13 protein-coding genes are annotated in these 14,005 nt (G+C 64.6%); 3 read left to right on the top strand and 10 right to left on the bottom strand.

Translation table 11 applies throughout. From position 1 onward, the window contains the following. Both K288_RS0105395 and K288_RS0105400 read left to right on the top strand, forming a co-directional pair. Positions 1-289 (top strand): IS5/IS1182 family transposase (locus K288_RS0105395; protein ID WP_027578607.1); only part of this gene is annotated, 289 nt, incomplete at its 5' end. 132 nt (positions 290-421) lie between these two features. Then, the gene (locus K288_RS0105400; protein ID WP_027578608.1) at positions 422-2,932 is read left to right on the top strand and encodes an arylsulfatase; all 2,511 of its coding nucleotides are present in this window, start codon (positions 422-424) and stop codon (positions 2,930-2,932) included. Between the two features lie 29 nt (positions 2,933-2,961). Here K288_RS0105400 and K288_RS0105405 read toward each other — a convergent pair whose 3' ends face one another. From K288_RS0105405 to minC, 6 genes are all read right to left on the bottom strand, one after another. Beyond that, positions 2,962-5,202: a molybdopterin cofactor-binding domain-containing protein gene (locus K288_RS0105405; RefSeq protein ID WP_027578609.1), complete on the bottom strand. Its 2,241-nt coding sequence runs from the start codon at positions 5,200-5,202 to the stop codon at positions 2,962-2,964. Continuing rightward, a complete protein-coding gene (locus tag K288_RS0105410; RefSeq protein WP_027578610.1) occupies positions 5,199-5,663 on the bottom strand; it encodes a (2Fe-2S)-binding protein in 465 nt (154 codons plus the stop codon). Before K288_RS0105410 ends, K288_RS0105405 begins: the two co-directional genes overlap by 4 nt. Positions 5,664-5,977: 314 nt before the next feature. Next, complete coding sequence (locus K288_RS0105415; RefSeq protein ID WP_027578611.1) at positions 5,978-6,277, bottom strand: hypothetical protein; 300 nt, start codon at positions 6,275-6,277, stop codon at positions 5,978-5,980. Beyond that, entirely contained in the window at positions 6,274-6,558 is a 285-nt protein-coding gene (gene minE / locus K288_RS0105420; RefSeq protein ID WP_027578612.1) for a cell division topological specificity factor MinE, read from the bottom strand. Before minE ends, K288_RS0105415 begins: the two co-directional genes overlap by 4 nt. Beyond that, positions 6,558-7,373: a septum site-determining protein MinD gene (gene minD / locus K288_RS0105425; protein WP_027578613.1), complete on the bottom strand. Its 816-nt coding sequence runs from the start codon at positions 7,371-7,373 to the stop codon at positions 6,558-6,560. Before minD ends, minE begins: the two co-directional genes overlap by 1 nt. A gap of 21 nt (positions 7,374-7,394) precedes the next feature. Continuing rightward, a complete protein-coding gene (gene minC, locus K288_RS0105430; protein WP_027578614.1) occupies positions 7,395-8,096 on the bottom strand; it encodes a septum site-determining protein MinC in 702 nt (233 codons plus the stop codon). A 127-nt stretch (positions 8,097-8,223) separates the two neighbouring features. Between minC and K288_RS44745 the strand changes: the two genes are divergently transcribed. Beyond that, positions 8,224-8,877: a TetR/AcrR family transcriptional regulator gene (locus tag K288_RS44745; protein WP_051334370.1), complete on the top strand. Its 654-nt coding sequence runs from the start codon at positions 8,224-8,226 to the stop codon at positions 8,875-8,877. Positions 8,878-8,894: 17 nt separating this feature from the next. Here the strand turns inward: K288_RS44745 and K288_RS0105440 are convergent, their stop codons facing one another. The 4 genes from K288_RS0105440 to K288_RS0105455 form a co-directional block, all read right to left on the bottom strand. Continuing rightward, positions 8,895-9,845, bottom strand: a complete 951-nt coding sequence (locus K288_RS0105440) for a fatty acid desaturase (protein WP_027578615.1) — start codon at positions 9,843-9,845, stop codon at positions 8,895-8,897. Between the two features lie 261 nt (positions 9,846-10,106). Then, positions 10,107-10,973: an aromatic ring-hydroxylating dioxygenase subunit alpha gene (locus K288_RS0105445; RefSeq protein WP_027578616.1), complete on the bottom strand. Its 867-nt coding sequence runs from the start codon at positions 10,971-10,973 to the stop codon at positions 10,107-10,109. A gap of 11 nt (positions 10,974-10,984) precedes the next feature. Then, the gene (locus K288_RS0105450; RefSeq protein WP_027578617.1) at positions 10,985-12,367 is read right to left on the bottom strand and encodes an amidohydrolase; all 1,383 of its coding nucleotides are present in this window, start codon (positions 12,365-12,367) and stop codon (positions 10,985-10,987) included. Then, positions 12,364-13,923, bottom strand: a complete 1,560-nt coding sequence (locus K288_RS0105455) for a GMC family oxidoreductase N-terminal domain-containing protein (protein WP_027578618.1) — start codon at positions 13,921-13,923, stop codon at positions 12,364-12,366. The genes K288_RS0105450 and K288_RS0105455 overlap by 4 nt, the downstream gene beginning before the upstream one ends. Positions 13,924-14,005: the final 82 nt, after the last annotated feature.

Below are 14,005 nucleotides of genomic sequence, written 5' to 3' on the forward strand. Positions count from 1 at the left end.
CCTGATCGAGGGACTGCCTGCCGAGGTCATCATGGCCGATACGGCCTATGACGCCGATCACTTGCGCCAAGCCATCGCCGCCAAGGGAGCGCTGGCCGTCATCCCCAACAACCCGTCACGTGCGCTCAAATATCCGCTCGACAAGCATCTCTATGCCCAGCGTCATCTCGTGGAATGCTGCTTCTCAAAACTCAAGCAGTTCCGTCGCGTCGCAACCCGCTTCGAAAAGACCGCCCGAAATTACCACGCTGTTGTCACCCTCGCAGCCATCGTCTTATGGCTGAGATAAGTGTCCACACCACCTAGAGCATCTTCGGTTCTGATTGAATCAGAACCGAAGCTCTAGCTTCTTGTTTTGACGCGTTTTCTTCACGCGAACCGGTATCCACTTCGCTCGAAAACGCTCTAGGGAGGATCGGTCATGAAAACGTCCGCACTGTTGTCCTGCACTGTTATGTTGACCCTGCTCACGATCGTGCCCTCGATGGCACAGCAGGCGACTGGTGCTGCGGGCTCGCCCAGCGCCACGACCACGATCGACGGCAAGCAACTTCCGCCGCCCGATCCGACGTTTGGCGGTGTGATCAAGAACGACGCGCTGCAATCGAGGCCCTGGTGGGCGCCGCGCATCGTCCCGCCGCAGGGCGCGCCGAACGTGCTGCTGATCATCACTGATGACGCCGGCTTTGGCGTTCCGGGCACCTTTGGCGGTGTCATCCCGACACCGACGATGGACCGCATCGCCAATGAGGGCCTGCGCTACAACCGTATCTTCTCCACCGCGCTGTGTTCGCCGACCCGCGCGGCGCTGATCACCGGGCGCAATCACCATTCTGCCGGCTTCGGCGTCATCTCCGAGCAGTCGACCGGCTTTCCGGGCTATAACAGCATCATCAACAAGGACAAGGCGACGATCGGCCGGATCCTGCTCGACAACGGCTACGCCACTTCGTGGTTCGGCAAGGATCACAATACGCCTGCGTTCGCCGCGAGCCAGGTCGGCCCGTTCAATCAATGGCCAACCGGCATGGGCTTCGAGTACTTCTACGGCTTCGTCGGCGGCGATGCGAACCAGTGGCAGCCAAATCTCTTCCGCAATACGACGCAGATCTACCCGTTCGCGGGCAAGCCGCCGGGCACCTGGAATCTCGTCACCGCGATGGCCGACGACGCCATCGACTGGATGACGCGCATGCACCAGACCGATCCGTCCAAGCCGCTCTTCATCAAATATGCGCCGGGCGCCACGCATGCGCCGCACCACCCGACCAAGGAATGGGTGGACAAGATCAGTGCGATGCACCTGTTCGACGATGGCTACGAGAAACTGCGCGAGCGCATCTTCGAGAACCAGAAGCGGCTCGGCGTGATCCCGAACGACACCAAGCTCGCGCCGTGGCCCGGCAATATCCTGAAGCCATGGGACCAGCTCAGCGCGGAGGAGAAGAAGCTGTTCATCAGGCAGGTCGAGATCTTCGCCGCGTATGCGGCATACAACGATCACGAGATCGGCCGCGTCATCCAGCACTTCCAGGACCTCGGAAGGCTCGACAATACGCTCGTCATCTACATCAATGGCGACAACGGCACCAGCGCGGAGGGCGGGCCGCTCGGCACGCCCAACGAGGTCGCGTTCTTCAATGGCCTGAATGAGCTGCCTGTCTATGTGCAGATGAAGTTCTACGATGTCTGGGGCACCGAACAGACGTACAACCATATGTCGGCCGGCTGGTCGTGGGCGTTCGACACGCCTTTCGACTGGTTCAAGCAGAACGCATCCAGGCTCGGCGGCATCAACCAGAACATGGTCGTGTCGTGGCCGGCGGGCATCAAGGACAAGGGTTCCTTGCGCGAGCAGTTCATCCACGTGATCGACGTCGTGCCGACGATCCTCGAGGCCGCCGGCATTCAGGCCCCGGATTATGTTGACGGCATCAAGCAGGCGCCGATCGAGGGCACGAGCTTTGCCTACACGTTCGACGGACCGAACGCCAAGGTGCCGTCGCGCCACCAGACGCAGTACTTCGAGATGATGGGCCAGTGGGCGCTCTACCACGACGGCTGGATGCTGAGCACCAAGGTCAATCGCGCGCCCTGGCAGGCGTTCGGCCCGGCCAACCCCGATCCGCTGAACAACCAGGTGCTGCAGCTCTATGACCTGAGCAAGGACTTCAGCCAGTCCGACGATGTCGCGGCCACGAACCCGCAGAAGGTCGAGGAGATGAAGGAGATGTTCATCGCCGAGGCCAGGAAGTACCAGGTCTTCCCGCTCGACGCATCGGTCGCTGCGCGCATTATCGCGCCGCGCCCGAACATCACGGCCGGCCGCACGGAGTTCGTGTATACGCGCCCGATGACGGGATTGCCGCAGGGAGACTCGCCGCAGCTGCTCAATGCGTCCTACACCATCGCCGCCGACGTCGACGTGCCGCAGGGCGGCGCGGAGGGCATGATCCTGACCTCTGGAGGGCGCTTCGCCGGCTACGGCTTCTACCTGCTGCAGGGCAAGCCGGTGTTCCTCTGGAACATGGTCGACCTCGAGCGCATCAAGTGGGAAGGCCCCGATGCACTATCGCCGGGCCGGCATATGGTCGAATTCGATTTCAAGTACGACGGCATTGGCGTCGGTACGCTCGAGTACAACAATTTCAGCGGTCTCGCACAGCCCGGCACCGGCACGCTGAAGGTCGACGGCAAGGAGGTCGCCACGAAGCGGATGGCGAAGACGCTGCCGATGATCCTGCAGTGGGACGAGAGCTTCGACATCGGCTCCGACACGCTCACCGGCGTGAACGACGCCGACTACAAGCCGCCGTTCCCGCTGACCGCCAAGCTCAACAAGCTGACGATCAAGGTTGACCGCCCGCAACTCTCGCCCGCGGACATCAAGACCCTGCAGGCGGCGATGCGAGAGAAGGCCAAGGCTGATTAATGCGAGAACGCATCAGCGAATGCAGAGGCTCAAACGAAGTCGATGTGCTTGTTCAGCGGCAACTCGCGGATGCGCTTGCCGGTGGCAGCAAAGATGGCGTTGGCGAGCGCTGGAGCGGCCGGAGGAACCGGGGGCTCGCCGATGCCGCGGATCGCGCTGCCATTGTCGACCGCGCGCACTTCGATCGCCGGCGCCTGATTGAGGCGCAAGCCCTGGTAGACGTCGAAGTTCGTCTGCTCGGCGGCGCCGTCCTTGAACGTCAGTTCGCAATTGACGGCGTGGCCCAATCCCCAGATCACGGCGCCCTGAACCTGGTTCTCGAAATTCACGGGGTCGAGCACCTTGCCGACATCGGCGGCGACGAACACCTTGTCGATCCGGATGCCGCGCGGCGTGTTCGAGACCTCCACGACCTCGGCCACCGGCACGCCGAATGACAGCGTGAACGCGATGCCGCGGCCACGGTCCTTGCCTGTAGCGCTGCCCCATTTCGACATCTCGCCCACGGTCGCAAGCACCCTGCGCGACGGCTCGTGCCAGCACAGCCGGATCAGCTCCTGCAGCGGATCGGCGCCTGCTGCATGCACCAACTCATCGAGGAAGCCGTTGTGCAGGAAACCGTTTGCCGACGCTCCGACCGAGCGCCACGAACTCACCGGCACCAGCTCCGGCACGCGATATCCGGTGACGCGATAATGCGGAATCCGGAATGGCTGGTCCCAGGCGCCCGCCACGATGGCGATATCAGGCCCGAAGGTCGGCATGTGCAGCCGGCCGATCTGAGAAGCTGTCACCGACGGACAGGCAACCTTGAGGTCATAGGCTTCGACCTTGCCATCCCTGACCGCGCCGCGCATACGCGCCATGCCGAGCGGACGCGGGAAGTCGTGGGTCATGTCCTCTTCGCGACTCCAGGTCATCTTGATCGGAGACCCGGGATGCGCCTTTGCGAGCTCGACCGCCTGGCGAACATAGTCGTCCTCGAGGCGTCGGCCAAAGCTACCGCCCGACATCAATGAATGCAGGTGAACCTTCTCAGTCGCAAGTCCGCTGACTTCGGCCGCCGCCGCCACCAGGAACAGCGGCATCTGCGTGGCCGTCCAGATATCGAGCCGTCCGTCCTTGAGCTGGACCACGGCGTTCATCGGCTCGAGCGGCGCATGCGCGAGATATGGCACCTTGTATTCGGCCTCGATCACGCCTCCGCCCTGCAGCGCGGTCTCGATATCGCCCTCATCCTTGAACCGGCTATCCTGGCGCTCGCCGGTGAAGGAGGCCGCGACCGTCTCGAACATCGCCGCGCTGGAGGGAGGATAGGGCGCCGGTCCCCAATCGCATTTGATCAGCTCCGCCGCCTTGAAGGCGCGCCAGGTGTTGTCGGCGATCACGCCAACGCCGCCGGTGATCGGCACGACCGCAATGACACCCCTCGCCTTCTCCGCGGCGCTCGCGTCATATCCCTTGATGCCGCCGCCGATGCCGGGATTGGCGCGGACCGTCGCATAGACCATGCCAGGCATCCTGATATCGATGCCGAAGGTCGCCGTGCCCGTGGACTTAGCGACGATGTCGATGCGCTGCATCGGCTTGCCGAGATAACGCCACTCCGACTCCGGCTTGAGCCGGACCTTTTGCGGCGGCTCGATCTTGGCGGCCTCCGCTGCCAGCGATGCGTAGCTCAGCATCTCGCCACGCGACGTGATCACATTGCCATCCCTGGTCTTCAACTGGTGCTTTGGAATTCCAGTCCGAATCGCTGCCGCCTGCAACAGGACTTCGCGCGCGGCCGCTCCGGCAATGCGCATCTTCTCATAGGCATCGGCAACGGACGACGATCCACCGGTGATCTGCAACCCCAGGAACTTGCTCACGGCATCGCCCACGACGCGCGTGGAGCGCGCCTTGAAACTAGTGTCGGTCGCCGGAACGGGAAGGCCCTCGGCGGCGGCGATGCCGTTATAGTAAGCGCCGCTCGGCGGCCCGAAATCGATCCTGATGTCGTTCCAGGCGATATCGAGCTCTTCCGCGACGAGCGCGGCAAGCACCGACGCGACGCCCTGCCCGAGATCGGCGCGTGGCGTGATGATGGTGACGCCGCTCTGGTCGATGCGCACGTAAGGCGTCAGCGCCGCCTGCCCATCGCCAAGGTCCTTCAGGAGCGGATTGATCGGCTCGCGCTTGTAGGCATAGACGCCGAACGCGACGCCCCCTGCGATCGCCGCAGCGCCGATCAGGAAAGTGCGCCGTGCAATGGTGCCGAGCCGGCTCATGTCGGGCGCCCCTTGAGCTCGCGCGCCGCAGTCTTGATCGCGGCGCGGATGCGCGGATAGGTGCCGCAGCGGCAAAGATTGCCGGACATCGCCTCATCGATATCGTCGTCGCTCGGATTGCCGTTAGCGCTGAGCAGCGCGGCAGCCGACATGATCTGGCCGGACTGGCAATAGCCGCATTGCGCGACCTGGTGCTCGACCCAGGCCCGCTGCACCACGTGGAGCGCGGTCGGCGTGCCCAATCCTTCGATCGTGGTGACATCGGCTTTGACATCGCCGACCGGCAGCGAGCACGAACGCACCGGCTCCCCGCCGACATGCACCGTGCAGGCGCCGCACGACGCGATGCCGCAGCCATATTTGGGACCCGTGACGCCCAGCATGTCGCGCAAGACCCACAGCAGGGGCATCTCGTCTTCGACGTCAACCTCATGCGTCTTGCCGTTGACGATGAGCCGCATGCGACCTCCGGAACCTTATGCGATGACGATCCTTCATCGCACATGCACCTCTTCTCTGCCATTCACGTCAGAGTGGCGGCAGCCTATGCCAAAGCCGTGGCTCTATCATAGCGGTTCGGGAGGCAGTTCACACATGCGTGTGCGCTTCGCGGCATCACGCCGCATGCGCGCCGGGGGTCGACGATTCCAATCCCGCTCGCGGAAGCGGAATGGAGTAGCCCGGGTGGAGCGAATGCGTAACCCGGGAACGCTCGCAAGTGCGGATGCAGATATCCCGGGTTGCGCGTTCCGCTCCACCCGGGCTACGAAAAATATCAGGCGCGGCGGCGTTGCGGCGGGGTGCCGTTGGCGTCCCAGTTGCTCCAACTGACGCTGGCGAGGCTTCGCCCGTCGGTGGCCAGCGGCCGCTTGGTTCGCCGTTCGTAATCGGCGATGCATCGCTCCGCTTCGGTGATCTTGCGCTTCAATTCGCCGATCGCCTGCTCGGTTTTGCGGTTGAAGGTCGGGATAGGGGCGCCGCCGAACCGGACGATCTCCAATTCCTTGAGCGCGGCGCGGTTCTTCCTGACCTGCGCCCGTTGCCAGGCGATATGGCTATCGCTGTCCGCCGTCATCGTGCAGCCACCATCTTGGATCGTTCCATTCCGTTGGGCACTTCGATATCGACCTCGAGCATCGAGACAAACTTGCCGCGATCCATCTTGACCACGACCTTCTCCGGATCGAGATCGACATGCTTGGAGACCACTGCGAGGATTTCGGAGCGCAGCAGTTCCAACAGTTCGGGCGCGGCGCTGCCGCCCACTCCGCGCTCATGCGCAAGCAGGATCTGCAGCCGTTCCCGCGCGACCGGCGCGGATGCGGAGCGGCCGCCGATAAGCCGCAGGAGATTCATCATGCCGCCCTCCGTCGTAATAGCCTGTTCATCAGTCCCTTGCGTTCAACCGGCACCGTCATGGGCACCGTCTCGCCCATCAGGCGGCGCACCGCATCCATATAGGCGCGGGACGGCGCGCTGTTCGTACTGTTCAGCGTGACCGGGCAACCGACATTGGATGCGCGCAGCACGTCCTGGCTTTCGGGGATGATGCCGAGCAAGGGCGTCGCAAGGATTTCCAGGATGTCGTCGATCGAGAGCATCTCGCCGCGCGAGGCGCGCGCGGCGTCGTATCGGGTGACCAGGAGGTGCTTCTCGACCCGCTCGCCCCGCTCCGCCTTGGCGGTTTTCGAATCCAGCATGCCGATGATGCGATCGGAGTCGCGCACCGAGGAGACTTCGGGATTGGTGACGATGACCGCCTCGTCCGCATACCGCATCGCCAGCGTCGCGCCGCGTTCGATGCCGGCGGGGCTGTCGCACAGGATCCAGTCGAACTTGCTCCTGAGTTCGTTGATGACCCGCCGCACACCTTCATCCGTCAGCGCGTCCTTGTCGCGGGTTTGCGATGCCGGAATCAGCCACAGATTCTCCAGGCGCTTGTCGCGGATGAGCGCCTGTGAGAGTTTGGCGACGCCCTGCACCACGTTGATGAGGTCGAACACGACTCGCCGTTCCGCGCCCATCACGAGGTCAAGGTTGCGCAAGCCGACATCGAAGTCGATCACGACAACGCTTTGTCCGGCTTGCGCAAGAGCCGCACCGAGCGCAGCCGTCGACGTCGTCTTGCCGACGCCTCCCTTCCCAGACGTCACGACCAAAACCTTGGCCATTTTCTCTCCTCCTTTGGTCGATCAATTCAGCGCTGTGATTTTGAGGGCATCGTCTTCGAGCCACGCCTGGGCCGGCCGGCTGCGCAGGCTTTCGCCGATGTCCTCTGCGGTCTGGTAGTAGCCATCGATTGCCAGTAGTTCGGCTTCGATCCTCTGGCAGAAGATCCGTGCCGATGAATTGCCGTTGATGCCGGCCATCGCCCGGCCGCGCAGCGTTCCATAGATGTGGATGGAACCGCCGGCGACGATTTCGGCGCCCGAGCCGACCGAGCCCAGCACGGTGACGTCGCCGTCCGCGAACACGATCGACTGGCCGGAACGCACCGGCTGGTCGAGCAGCAGCGATGTCTGTTTCGGCTTCGCCGGCTTGGGCTGCGGCTTTTGCGGCTCAGATTGCGGGAGCCCGCAGGGCCGGCCGCCCGTGAGCAGCGGCGGCAGGCTCTTGGTGAGATGGTCGGGGCTGACGCCCTCGATGCCGAGCACGCGGATATTGCGCTGCTCGAGGTTCGCGACGAGATGCTGGATCGCGCTCTGGCTGAGGTCCAGCGCCGAGAGGTCAAGCACCACCGGCTTGCCGACGAAAAATCCGGGCGAACGGGCAAGCGTCGCGTCGATTTCCCCGAGCCAGCCCACGATCGGGACCACCGGGGTAAACACGAACGCAACGTAGGATCGGCCCCGCATGCGGACCAGTTGACGGTTTGACTGCACAGGTGCGTCCATCGCGGCCGACTCAGCTCCTTTTCGAATGGTTAATGATCGGTAGCCATGGTTAATCATCCGTTAACGAGCCTGTTATTCCTTGGAAAAAGGTAAAAAAGGCCCGGCACGGGGAGCGGAAGGCAGCACCATGACGACAGGCAACGGCGAATCAGACGGCGAAACAGTGACCCGCCGGGGCCGGCCCCGATCGGAGAAGACCACCAGCGCCATCCTCGAGAGCGCCTATGCGCTGATGGCCACGACGGGGCTCGCCGCGACCAGCATCGATGCAATCGCCCGCCGTTCCAGCGTCTCCAAGATGACGATCTACAAATGGTGGCCGTCGCGCGAGGCGCTGCTGATCGACGCCTTCCTCAACCAGGCCGCGCAGCTGCTGCCGCTGACCGGCTCCGGGGCTCCCGCCGCCCGCCTCCGGCGTCATGCCGCAGCTTACACCGAGGCGCTGCTCGGCGAGTTCGGCAAGGTCCAGCTCGCGGTGATCTCGGAATGCATTTCGAAGACCGGCTCGGCGGAGCTGTTCTATGAGCGCTATCTCAACTTCCGCAGGGATGCCCTGGTCGCGCTGATCGCAGCCGCGCAGCAGGACGGCAGCAGCCGCGCCAGCGGCGCGCCGGAGGATCTCTACGATGCGATCTTCGGCAGCCTGTTCTACCGCTATGTCTTCGGCATCAGGCCGCTGTCGCCGGCCTTTGCCCGCAACCTCGTCGACACCATCCTGGCGCCGCAACCAGATGTGCCGGACGGCAGCCAGCGTTCGAGCGCTCCGAAGCGCCGGAGTTGATCGCGCTCAAGCCACCCTCAGGCCTCTTGACGGCGCTGCCGCCGGAACCAGGCCCATGTCTCCCGCGTCACGGCGCGATAGCCCCTGCCCCGGAACACGATCTGGCCGTCGACGATCCGGTTCAGTTCGGGCAGCGCGTGAAAGGGAACGGAGGGATAGGCGTGATGCTCGACATGGTAGGGCATGTTCCAGGCGAACCACCTCATGATCGCGCCGGTGTAGGTGGTGCGAGTGTTATGGAAGGCGCTGCGCGTCCGCTCGCAGCCGGTATGCTCGGCGTAGAGATAGGGACGCAGGATGAGTTGGCCGGCAAGCATCGGCACGATCCAGACCCAAAGCAGGATCGGCGTCGACAGCGCGATCGAGAGCATCAGCAGCAGCGCGTACGCAGCGACATAGAGGCGCGCTTCGCGGACCACGATCGCCCGCTTGTTCTCAGGCACCCAAGGCGCCGTGACCTTGCCCGTGAACGCGTGCTTGAGCATCAGCCTTACGCGAACAGCGAACTGCAGCAGGCCGGAATAGGCGATCGCAAGCTGCGTATCCGATTTGGGCTTGGGACCGACGATCAGCTCCGGATCCCGCTCGGGGTCCTGCGTGTAACGATGATGGTCCCAGTGAAACAGGCAGTAATATTCGTAAGGCAGCACGATTGCGAAGGCGGACAGATGGCCCATCACGAGGTTGATCGCGCGGGTCCTGAAGGCCGTCTTGTGGGCAGTCTCATGCACGATCATGAACAGGAAGGCGACGAAATAACCCTGCAGCGCGATCAGCGGCAGCGCCCAGATCAGGCCGTAGCGCGAATAAACCAGCCAGATCAGCGCGCCGACCACCGCGATCGCACCATAGTGGGTGGCGGCGCGCACCGCACCCAACAAGTCGGAGCGCGCGGATAGTTCGCGGAGCATCGCAGGCGTCGGCGGTTTCGGCCGTGCGGTCGTATCAGGGATCGCGGTGCTGCTCATTGTGCCTCGCCTCACTCGTTCCAAGCATCGAGGATCATGGTCTTCGGCGTCAATTAACTGTACTATTAGTACATTAAATCGGCTGTCGCCGCAACGGGGCCCGAAGCGCAAAAAGATTGCAGCGGTGAGCACACGCTGTGCAGACGCGAACGGCATGGCGCTGTAGCCCGGGTGGAGCGCCAGCGTAACCCGGGGACCGCTGGTAAACGTCGATACGACTGTCCCGGGTTGCGCTTCGCTCCACCCGGGCTACGCAGATCGTCACCGCGAGCCGGCGACGGTGCCGTAGCGCAGGCCCTTTTCCTTGAGCCAGCGGCGATAGGCGACGGAGGAGCTGTCGGCGCGGGTCGGGATCTCGGCGCGCGGTTCGAGCGGCAGCCGCAGGGGACGCTGGTTCTCGACGATGATGCGGTCCTGCGAAAAGATCACCTGCTCGAACTTCAGCATATCATTGTAGGCCGACTGCTCGTCGACCAGGAACATCACCGGCTGGGCGCGGCACAGCTCCTCCTCGATCGGCTGGATGAACAGCGCGATCGCATCGAGCCGCGAGGAAGCCGACGGGCACACCCGGTAGAGCATCACCGTGAACGGCGACGGCACGCGATAGGTGAGCTGCACGAAATCGCCGGCGGATTCCGTCACCGCGATGCGCGGCTGGAAGAAGCGGCAATTGGTCGCCCAGACCTCGTCGACATCGCGGCGGATCTCGCTCTCATAGGTCGGCACTTCCGTATGCGGCACGGCACCGAGGATGTCGTGATGGACGTAAGGAAAATGCGCCATGTCGAGAAAGTTCTCGATCACCCGCGGCGCGGAGGTGCGGAGCCTGACCCAGCCGCACATCACAAAGCGGCGGTCCTCTTCCGCGGCTTCAGCAATATCGAAGATCTCCCGCCGCGGCTGGCCAAGCGTGGTCCAGAGGCAGCCATAGCGCTCGCGGGTCGGCAGCGCCGCGGCGAGTGTCCCCGCAACGATCTCCCGCACGCGCGGCGCGCCATCGGCGTCGCGGTCGACGACCAGATCCTGGCCGAGCAGGCGCGTTGAGCGCGGCGTTGCCGTCACCTCCGACAGCGTCTCGATCGCGTACCATTCGTTCAGCGCGACGGGATCACTGGTCTTGGCCATCACCTGCCCCGTCAAACCGCGCCGGTCCACTGCACCGAGCCATGAACGTGCTGGGCGAGCCAGGCGGCGCGGCGCGCGAACAATCCCGGCGCCACCTCGTGAACGTGATCGATCAGCGCGCGCAGATCGGCCGTCTTCAACTCGCCGTCCTCGACGACGATCCGGCCGCCTATCATGGTCAGCGCGACATCGCCGCCGCGCACCGCATGCACCAGATTGTGCTGCAGGTTGAAATAGGGTCCGTCGCCGAACAGCGGCGTCATCCGCGGCGTGTCGGTCCGCACCGCGATCAGGTCGGCCTTCTTGCCGATCTCGAGCGAGCCGATCTCGTGGTCGAGACCGATGGCGCGGGCGCCCATGATCGTGCCCATCCTCAGCGCGGTCCAGGAATCCAGCGCGGCGGCATTGAGCGATTTCAGCTTGCCGAGCAGCGAGGCCGCTTTCATCTCCTCGAACATGTCGAGATTGTTGTTCTCCTTCTCGCCGTCGGTGCCGAGGCCGACGGCAAGGCCGGCCTGCAGCATCGCCTCGACCGGCGCGATGCCGCTGGCGAGCTTCATGTTGCTGACCGGATTGTGCGCCACCGAGACGCCGCGGCGGGCGAGCAGCGCGATCTCGGAATCGTCGAGCCAGACCGCATGCGCGATCATCGCCCGCGGCGTCTCCAACAAGCCGAGATCGTCGAGCACAAACATCGGCCGCTTGCCGTAGCGCTTCTCGAACTCGGCGACCTCGATCGAGGCCTCGCTGCAATGGGTGTGGAATCCGGTGCGGTGGCGCTTCGCCATTTCGACCGCGCGGCGCTGCGCCGCCTCGTCGGAATAGAAGAGATGCTCGAGCCCGACCCAGACGGAGATACGGCCGTCTGCCTTGCCGTGCCAGCTCTCGATCATCCGTTCGTTATCATCGAGCGTGTCGAAATAATTGTAATCGGGATGCTCGCCGACATAGGGCACCGCGACGAGGCGATTGCCGATCGCGCTGGCCGCCCGCGCGCTGCCATCCATGAAGCGCCACATGTCGACGGTCGTCGTGGTGCCGGAGAGCACGCTCTCGGAATAACAGAGATAGGATGCCGCTTCCGCCTCGTGCGGCCGCAGCACGCGATGCATCGGGTTGATGTGCAATCGCAGCCAGTCCCACACCGGCAGGTGCTCGGCGGTGCCGCGCAGGAAGCCGGAATGCATGTGGCAGTTCACCAGCCCCGGCATGACCAGGCAATTCCGGAGATAGGTAACCTCGGCCGCGGGCTCGGCGGCGCAGAGCCCGGCGCTCTTGCCGACCGCGGCAATGCGGCCGTCGCGCACCAGCACCGCGCCGTCGGCGATGACGCGGTTGGCTCCGTCCATGGTCAGGACGAAATCGGCAGCGATGATCTGATCCTTTGCGTTCATGGCGACGGCTCTGCAGGTTTCATGCCGGTGATGAAATCCGCGGCGCGCTCGCCGATCATCACCACGGGCGCATGGGTGTTGCAGGACGGGATGATCGGGATCACCGAGGCATCCACGATGCGCAGGCCCTCGACGCCGCGCACCCGCAACTGCGGATCGACCACGGCGCGTTCGCCTGTGCCCATCGCGCAGGCGCCGCAGGCATGAAAGAAGGTCGAGCAACTCATGCGGATGAATTCGATCTTCTCGCTGCGCGACAGCGGGCGGTCGGGTGCGGCCGGCGCCGCGATAAGGTCGGCAAAGACCTTCGTGGCGGACAGTTCCATGATTGTGTCGATGCCGGCAATCAACGCTTCGAGGTCCGCGGGCTCGGCGAGGAAGTTCGGCTGCAGATCGATGGCGGCACCGGGTTCGGCACTCCCGAGCTGCATCCGCCCGACGCTGGCCGAGCGCATCAATCCCGGCGACATCGCGAAGATGTCGCCGGAGAGATCATAGCGTGAGGCAACGTCGTCGCCGGCGTGGCGACCCTGCACGACGAAGGCGTGGAGATCGGGCGCGGCGAGCGTGGCAGCACTCTTCCAGTTCATCATGCTGCCGCCGCCATTGTCGCACACCGGCCCGAGCGGCGCCCTGGCGCGGAAGTTCATGCCCATCAGCAGCGGATGGTCCTGAAGGTTCTCGCCGACGCCTTCGAGGTCGGCCGTGACCGATACGCCGAGCCGTGCCAATTCCGCTGCGGGCCCGATGCCGCTCATCAGCAGCAGCCGCGGCGTATCGATCGCGCCGAGCGCCAGGATGATCTCGGAGCTCGCGCGCGTCTCGATGATGGCGCCGTCGATGATCGCGTGCACCGCGCGGGCACGGCGGCCCTCGAAGGTGAGACCGATCGCGAGCGCGTCGGTGCGGATGGTGAGATTTGGCCGATCCATCACCGGCCGCAGATAGCCGCGCGCCGTGCTCCAGCGTTTGCCTTCGCTGACATTGAGATTGGCGAGGCCGGCGCCCTCATTGGTCGCGCCGTTCGGATCGTCGATCACGGGGATGCCGAGCTCGGCGGCGCCCGCGAGCATCGCGCGCGCAACCGGATGCGGATCGCGCGGACGCTCGATACGCAAGGGACCTCCGGCACCGCGATGGTCGGAAGCGCCGCCCTCCCAATCCTCGCAGCGCTTGAAATACGGCAGCACGGAACCGAAATTCCATCCCGTCGCGCCTGCTGCCTCCCAGGCGTCGTAGTCGGAGGGATGGCCGCGGTACCACAGCATCGCGTTGAGGCTCGACGATCCCCCGAGCACGCGCCCGCGCGGAATCGCAATACTGCGGCCGTTCAGCTCGCGCTGCGGTGCATAGCGATAGCCCCAATCGTAGGGGCCACCGAGCAGCGCGGTCCAGTTCGCGGCATCCTCGATCGCGGCAATGCCGATATCCGACGGACCAGCTTCGAGCAGCAGCACGCTCGCGTCGCTGCGTTCGGCCAGCCGCCGCGCCACCACCGCGCCGCCGGATCCGCCGCCGACCACGATGTAATCATAGGCGTGGAGGAGCGCGATCATAGCGTCGGAGCGATGCGCGTGGTTTCACCTCTCCCGCTTGCGGGAGAGGTCGCTGCGCGAAGCGCGGCGGGTGGGAGCTCTC

It is taken from the genome of Bradyrhizobium sp. Ai1a-2, assembly GCF_000426245.1.
Lineage (GTDB): Bacteria > Pseudomonadota > Alphaproteobacteria > Rhizobiales > Xanthobacteraceae > Bradyrhizobium.

Excerpts from the sequence above, each read along its gene's own strand:
- minC (WP_027578614.1), bottom strand. The coding sequence starts at position 8,096 with ATGGACGCACCTGTGCAGTCAAACCGTCAACTGGTCCGCATGCGGGGC.
- K288_RS0105405 (WP_027578609.1), bottom strand. The coding sequence starts at position 5,202 with ATGAGCCGGCTCGGCACCATTGCACGGCGCACTTTCCTGATCGGCGCT.
- minE (WP_027578612.1), bottom strand. The coding sequence starts at position 6,558 with ATGAATCTCCTGCGGCTTATCGGCGGCCGCTCCGCATCCGCGCCGGTC.
- K288_RS0105440 (WP_027578615.1), bottom strand. The coding sequence starts at position 9,845 with ATGAGCAGCACCGCGATCCCTGATACGACCGCACGGCCGAAACCGCCG.
- K288_RS0105415 (WP_027578611.1), bottom strand. The coding sequence starts at position 6,277 with ATGACGGCGGACAGCGATAGCCATATCGCCTGGCAACGGGCGCAGGTC.
- minD (WP_027578613.1), bottom strand. The coding sequence starts at position 7,373 with ATGGCCAAGGTTTTGGTCGTGACGTCTGGGAAGGGAGGCGTCGGCAAG.
- K288_RS0105455 (WP_027578618.1), bottom strand. The coding sequence starts at position 13,923 with ATGATCGCGCTCCTCCACGCCTATGATTACATCGTGGTCGGCGGCGGA.
- K288_RS0105450 (WP_027578617.1), bottom strand. The coding sequence starts at position 12,367 with ATGAACGCAAAGGATCAGATCATCGCTGCCGATTTCGTCCTGACCATG.
- K288_RS44745 (WP_051334370.1), top strand. The coding sequence starts at position 8,224 with ATGACGACAGGCAACGGCGAATCAGACGGCGAAACAGTGACCCGCCGG.
- K288_RS0105410 (WP_027578610.1), bottom strand. The coding sequence starts at position 5,663 with ATGCGGCTCATCGTCAACGGCAAGACGCATGAGGTTGACGTCGAAGAC.
- K288_RS0105400 (WP_027578608.1), top strand. The coding sequence starts at position 422 with ATGAAAACGTCCGCACTGTTGTCCTGCACTGTTATGTTGACCCTGCTC.
- K288_RS0105445 (WP_027578616.1), bottom strand. The coding sequence starts at position 10,973 with ATGGCCAAGACCAGTGATCCCGTCGCGCTGAACGAATGGTACGCGATC.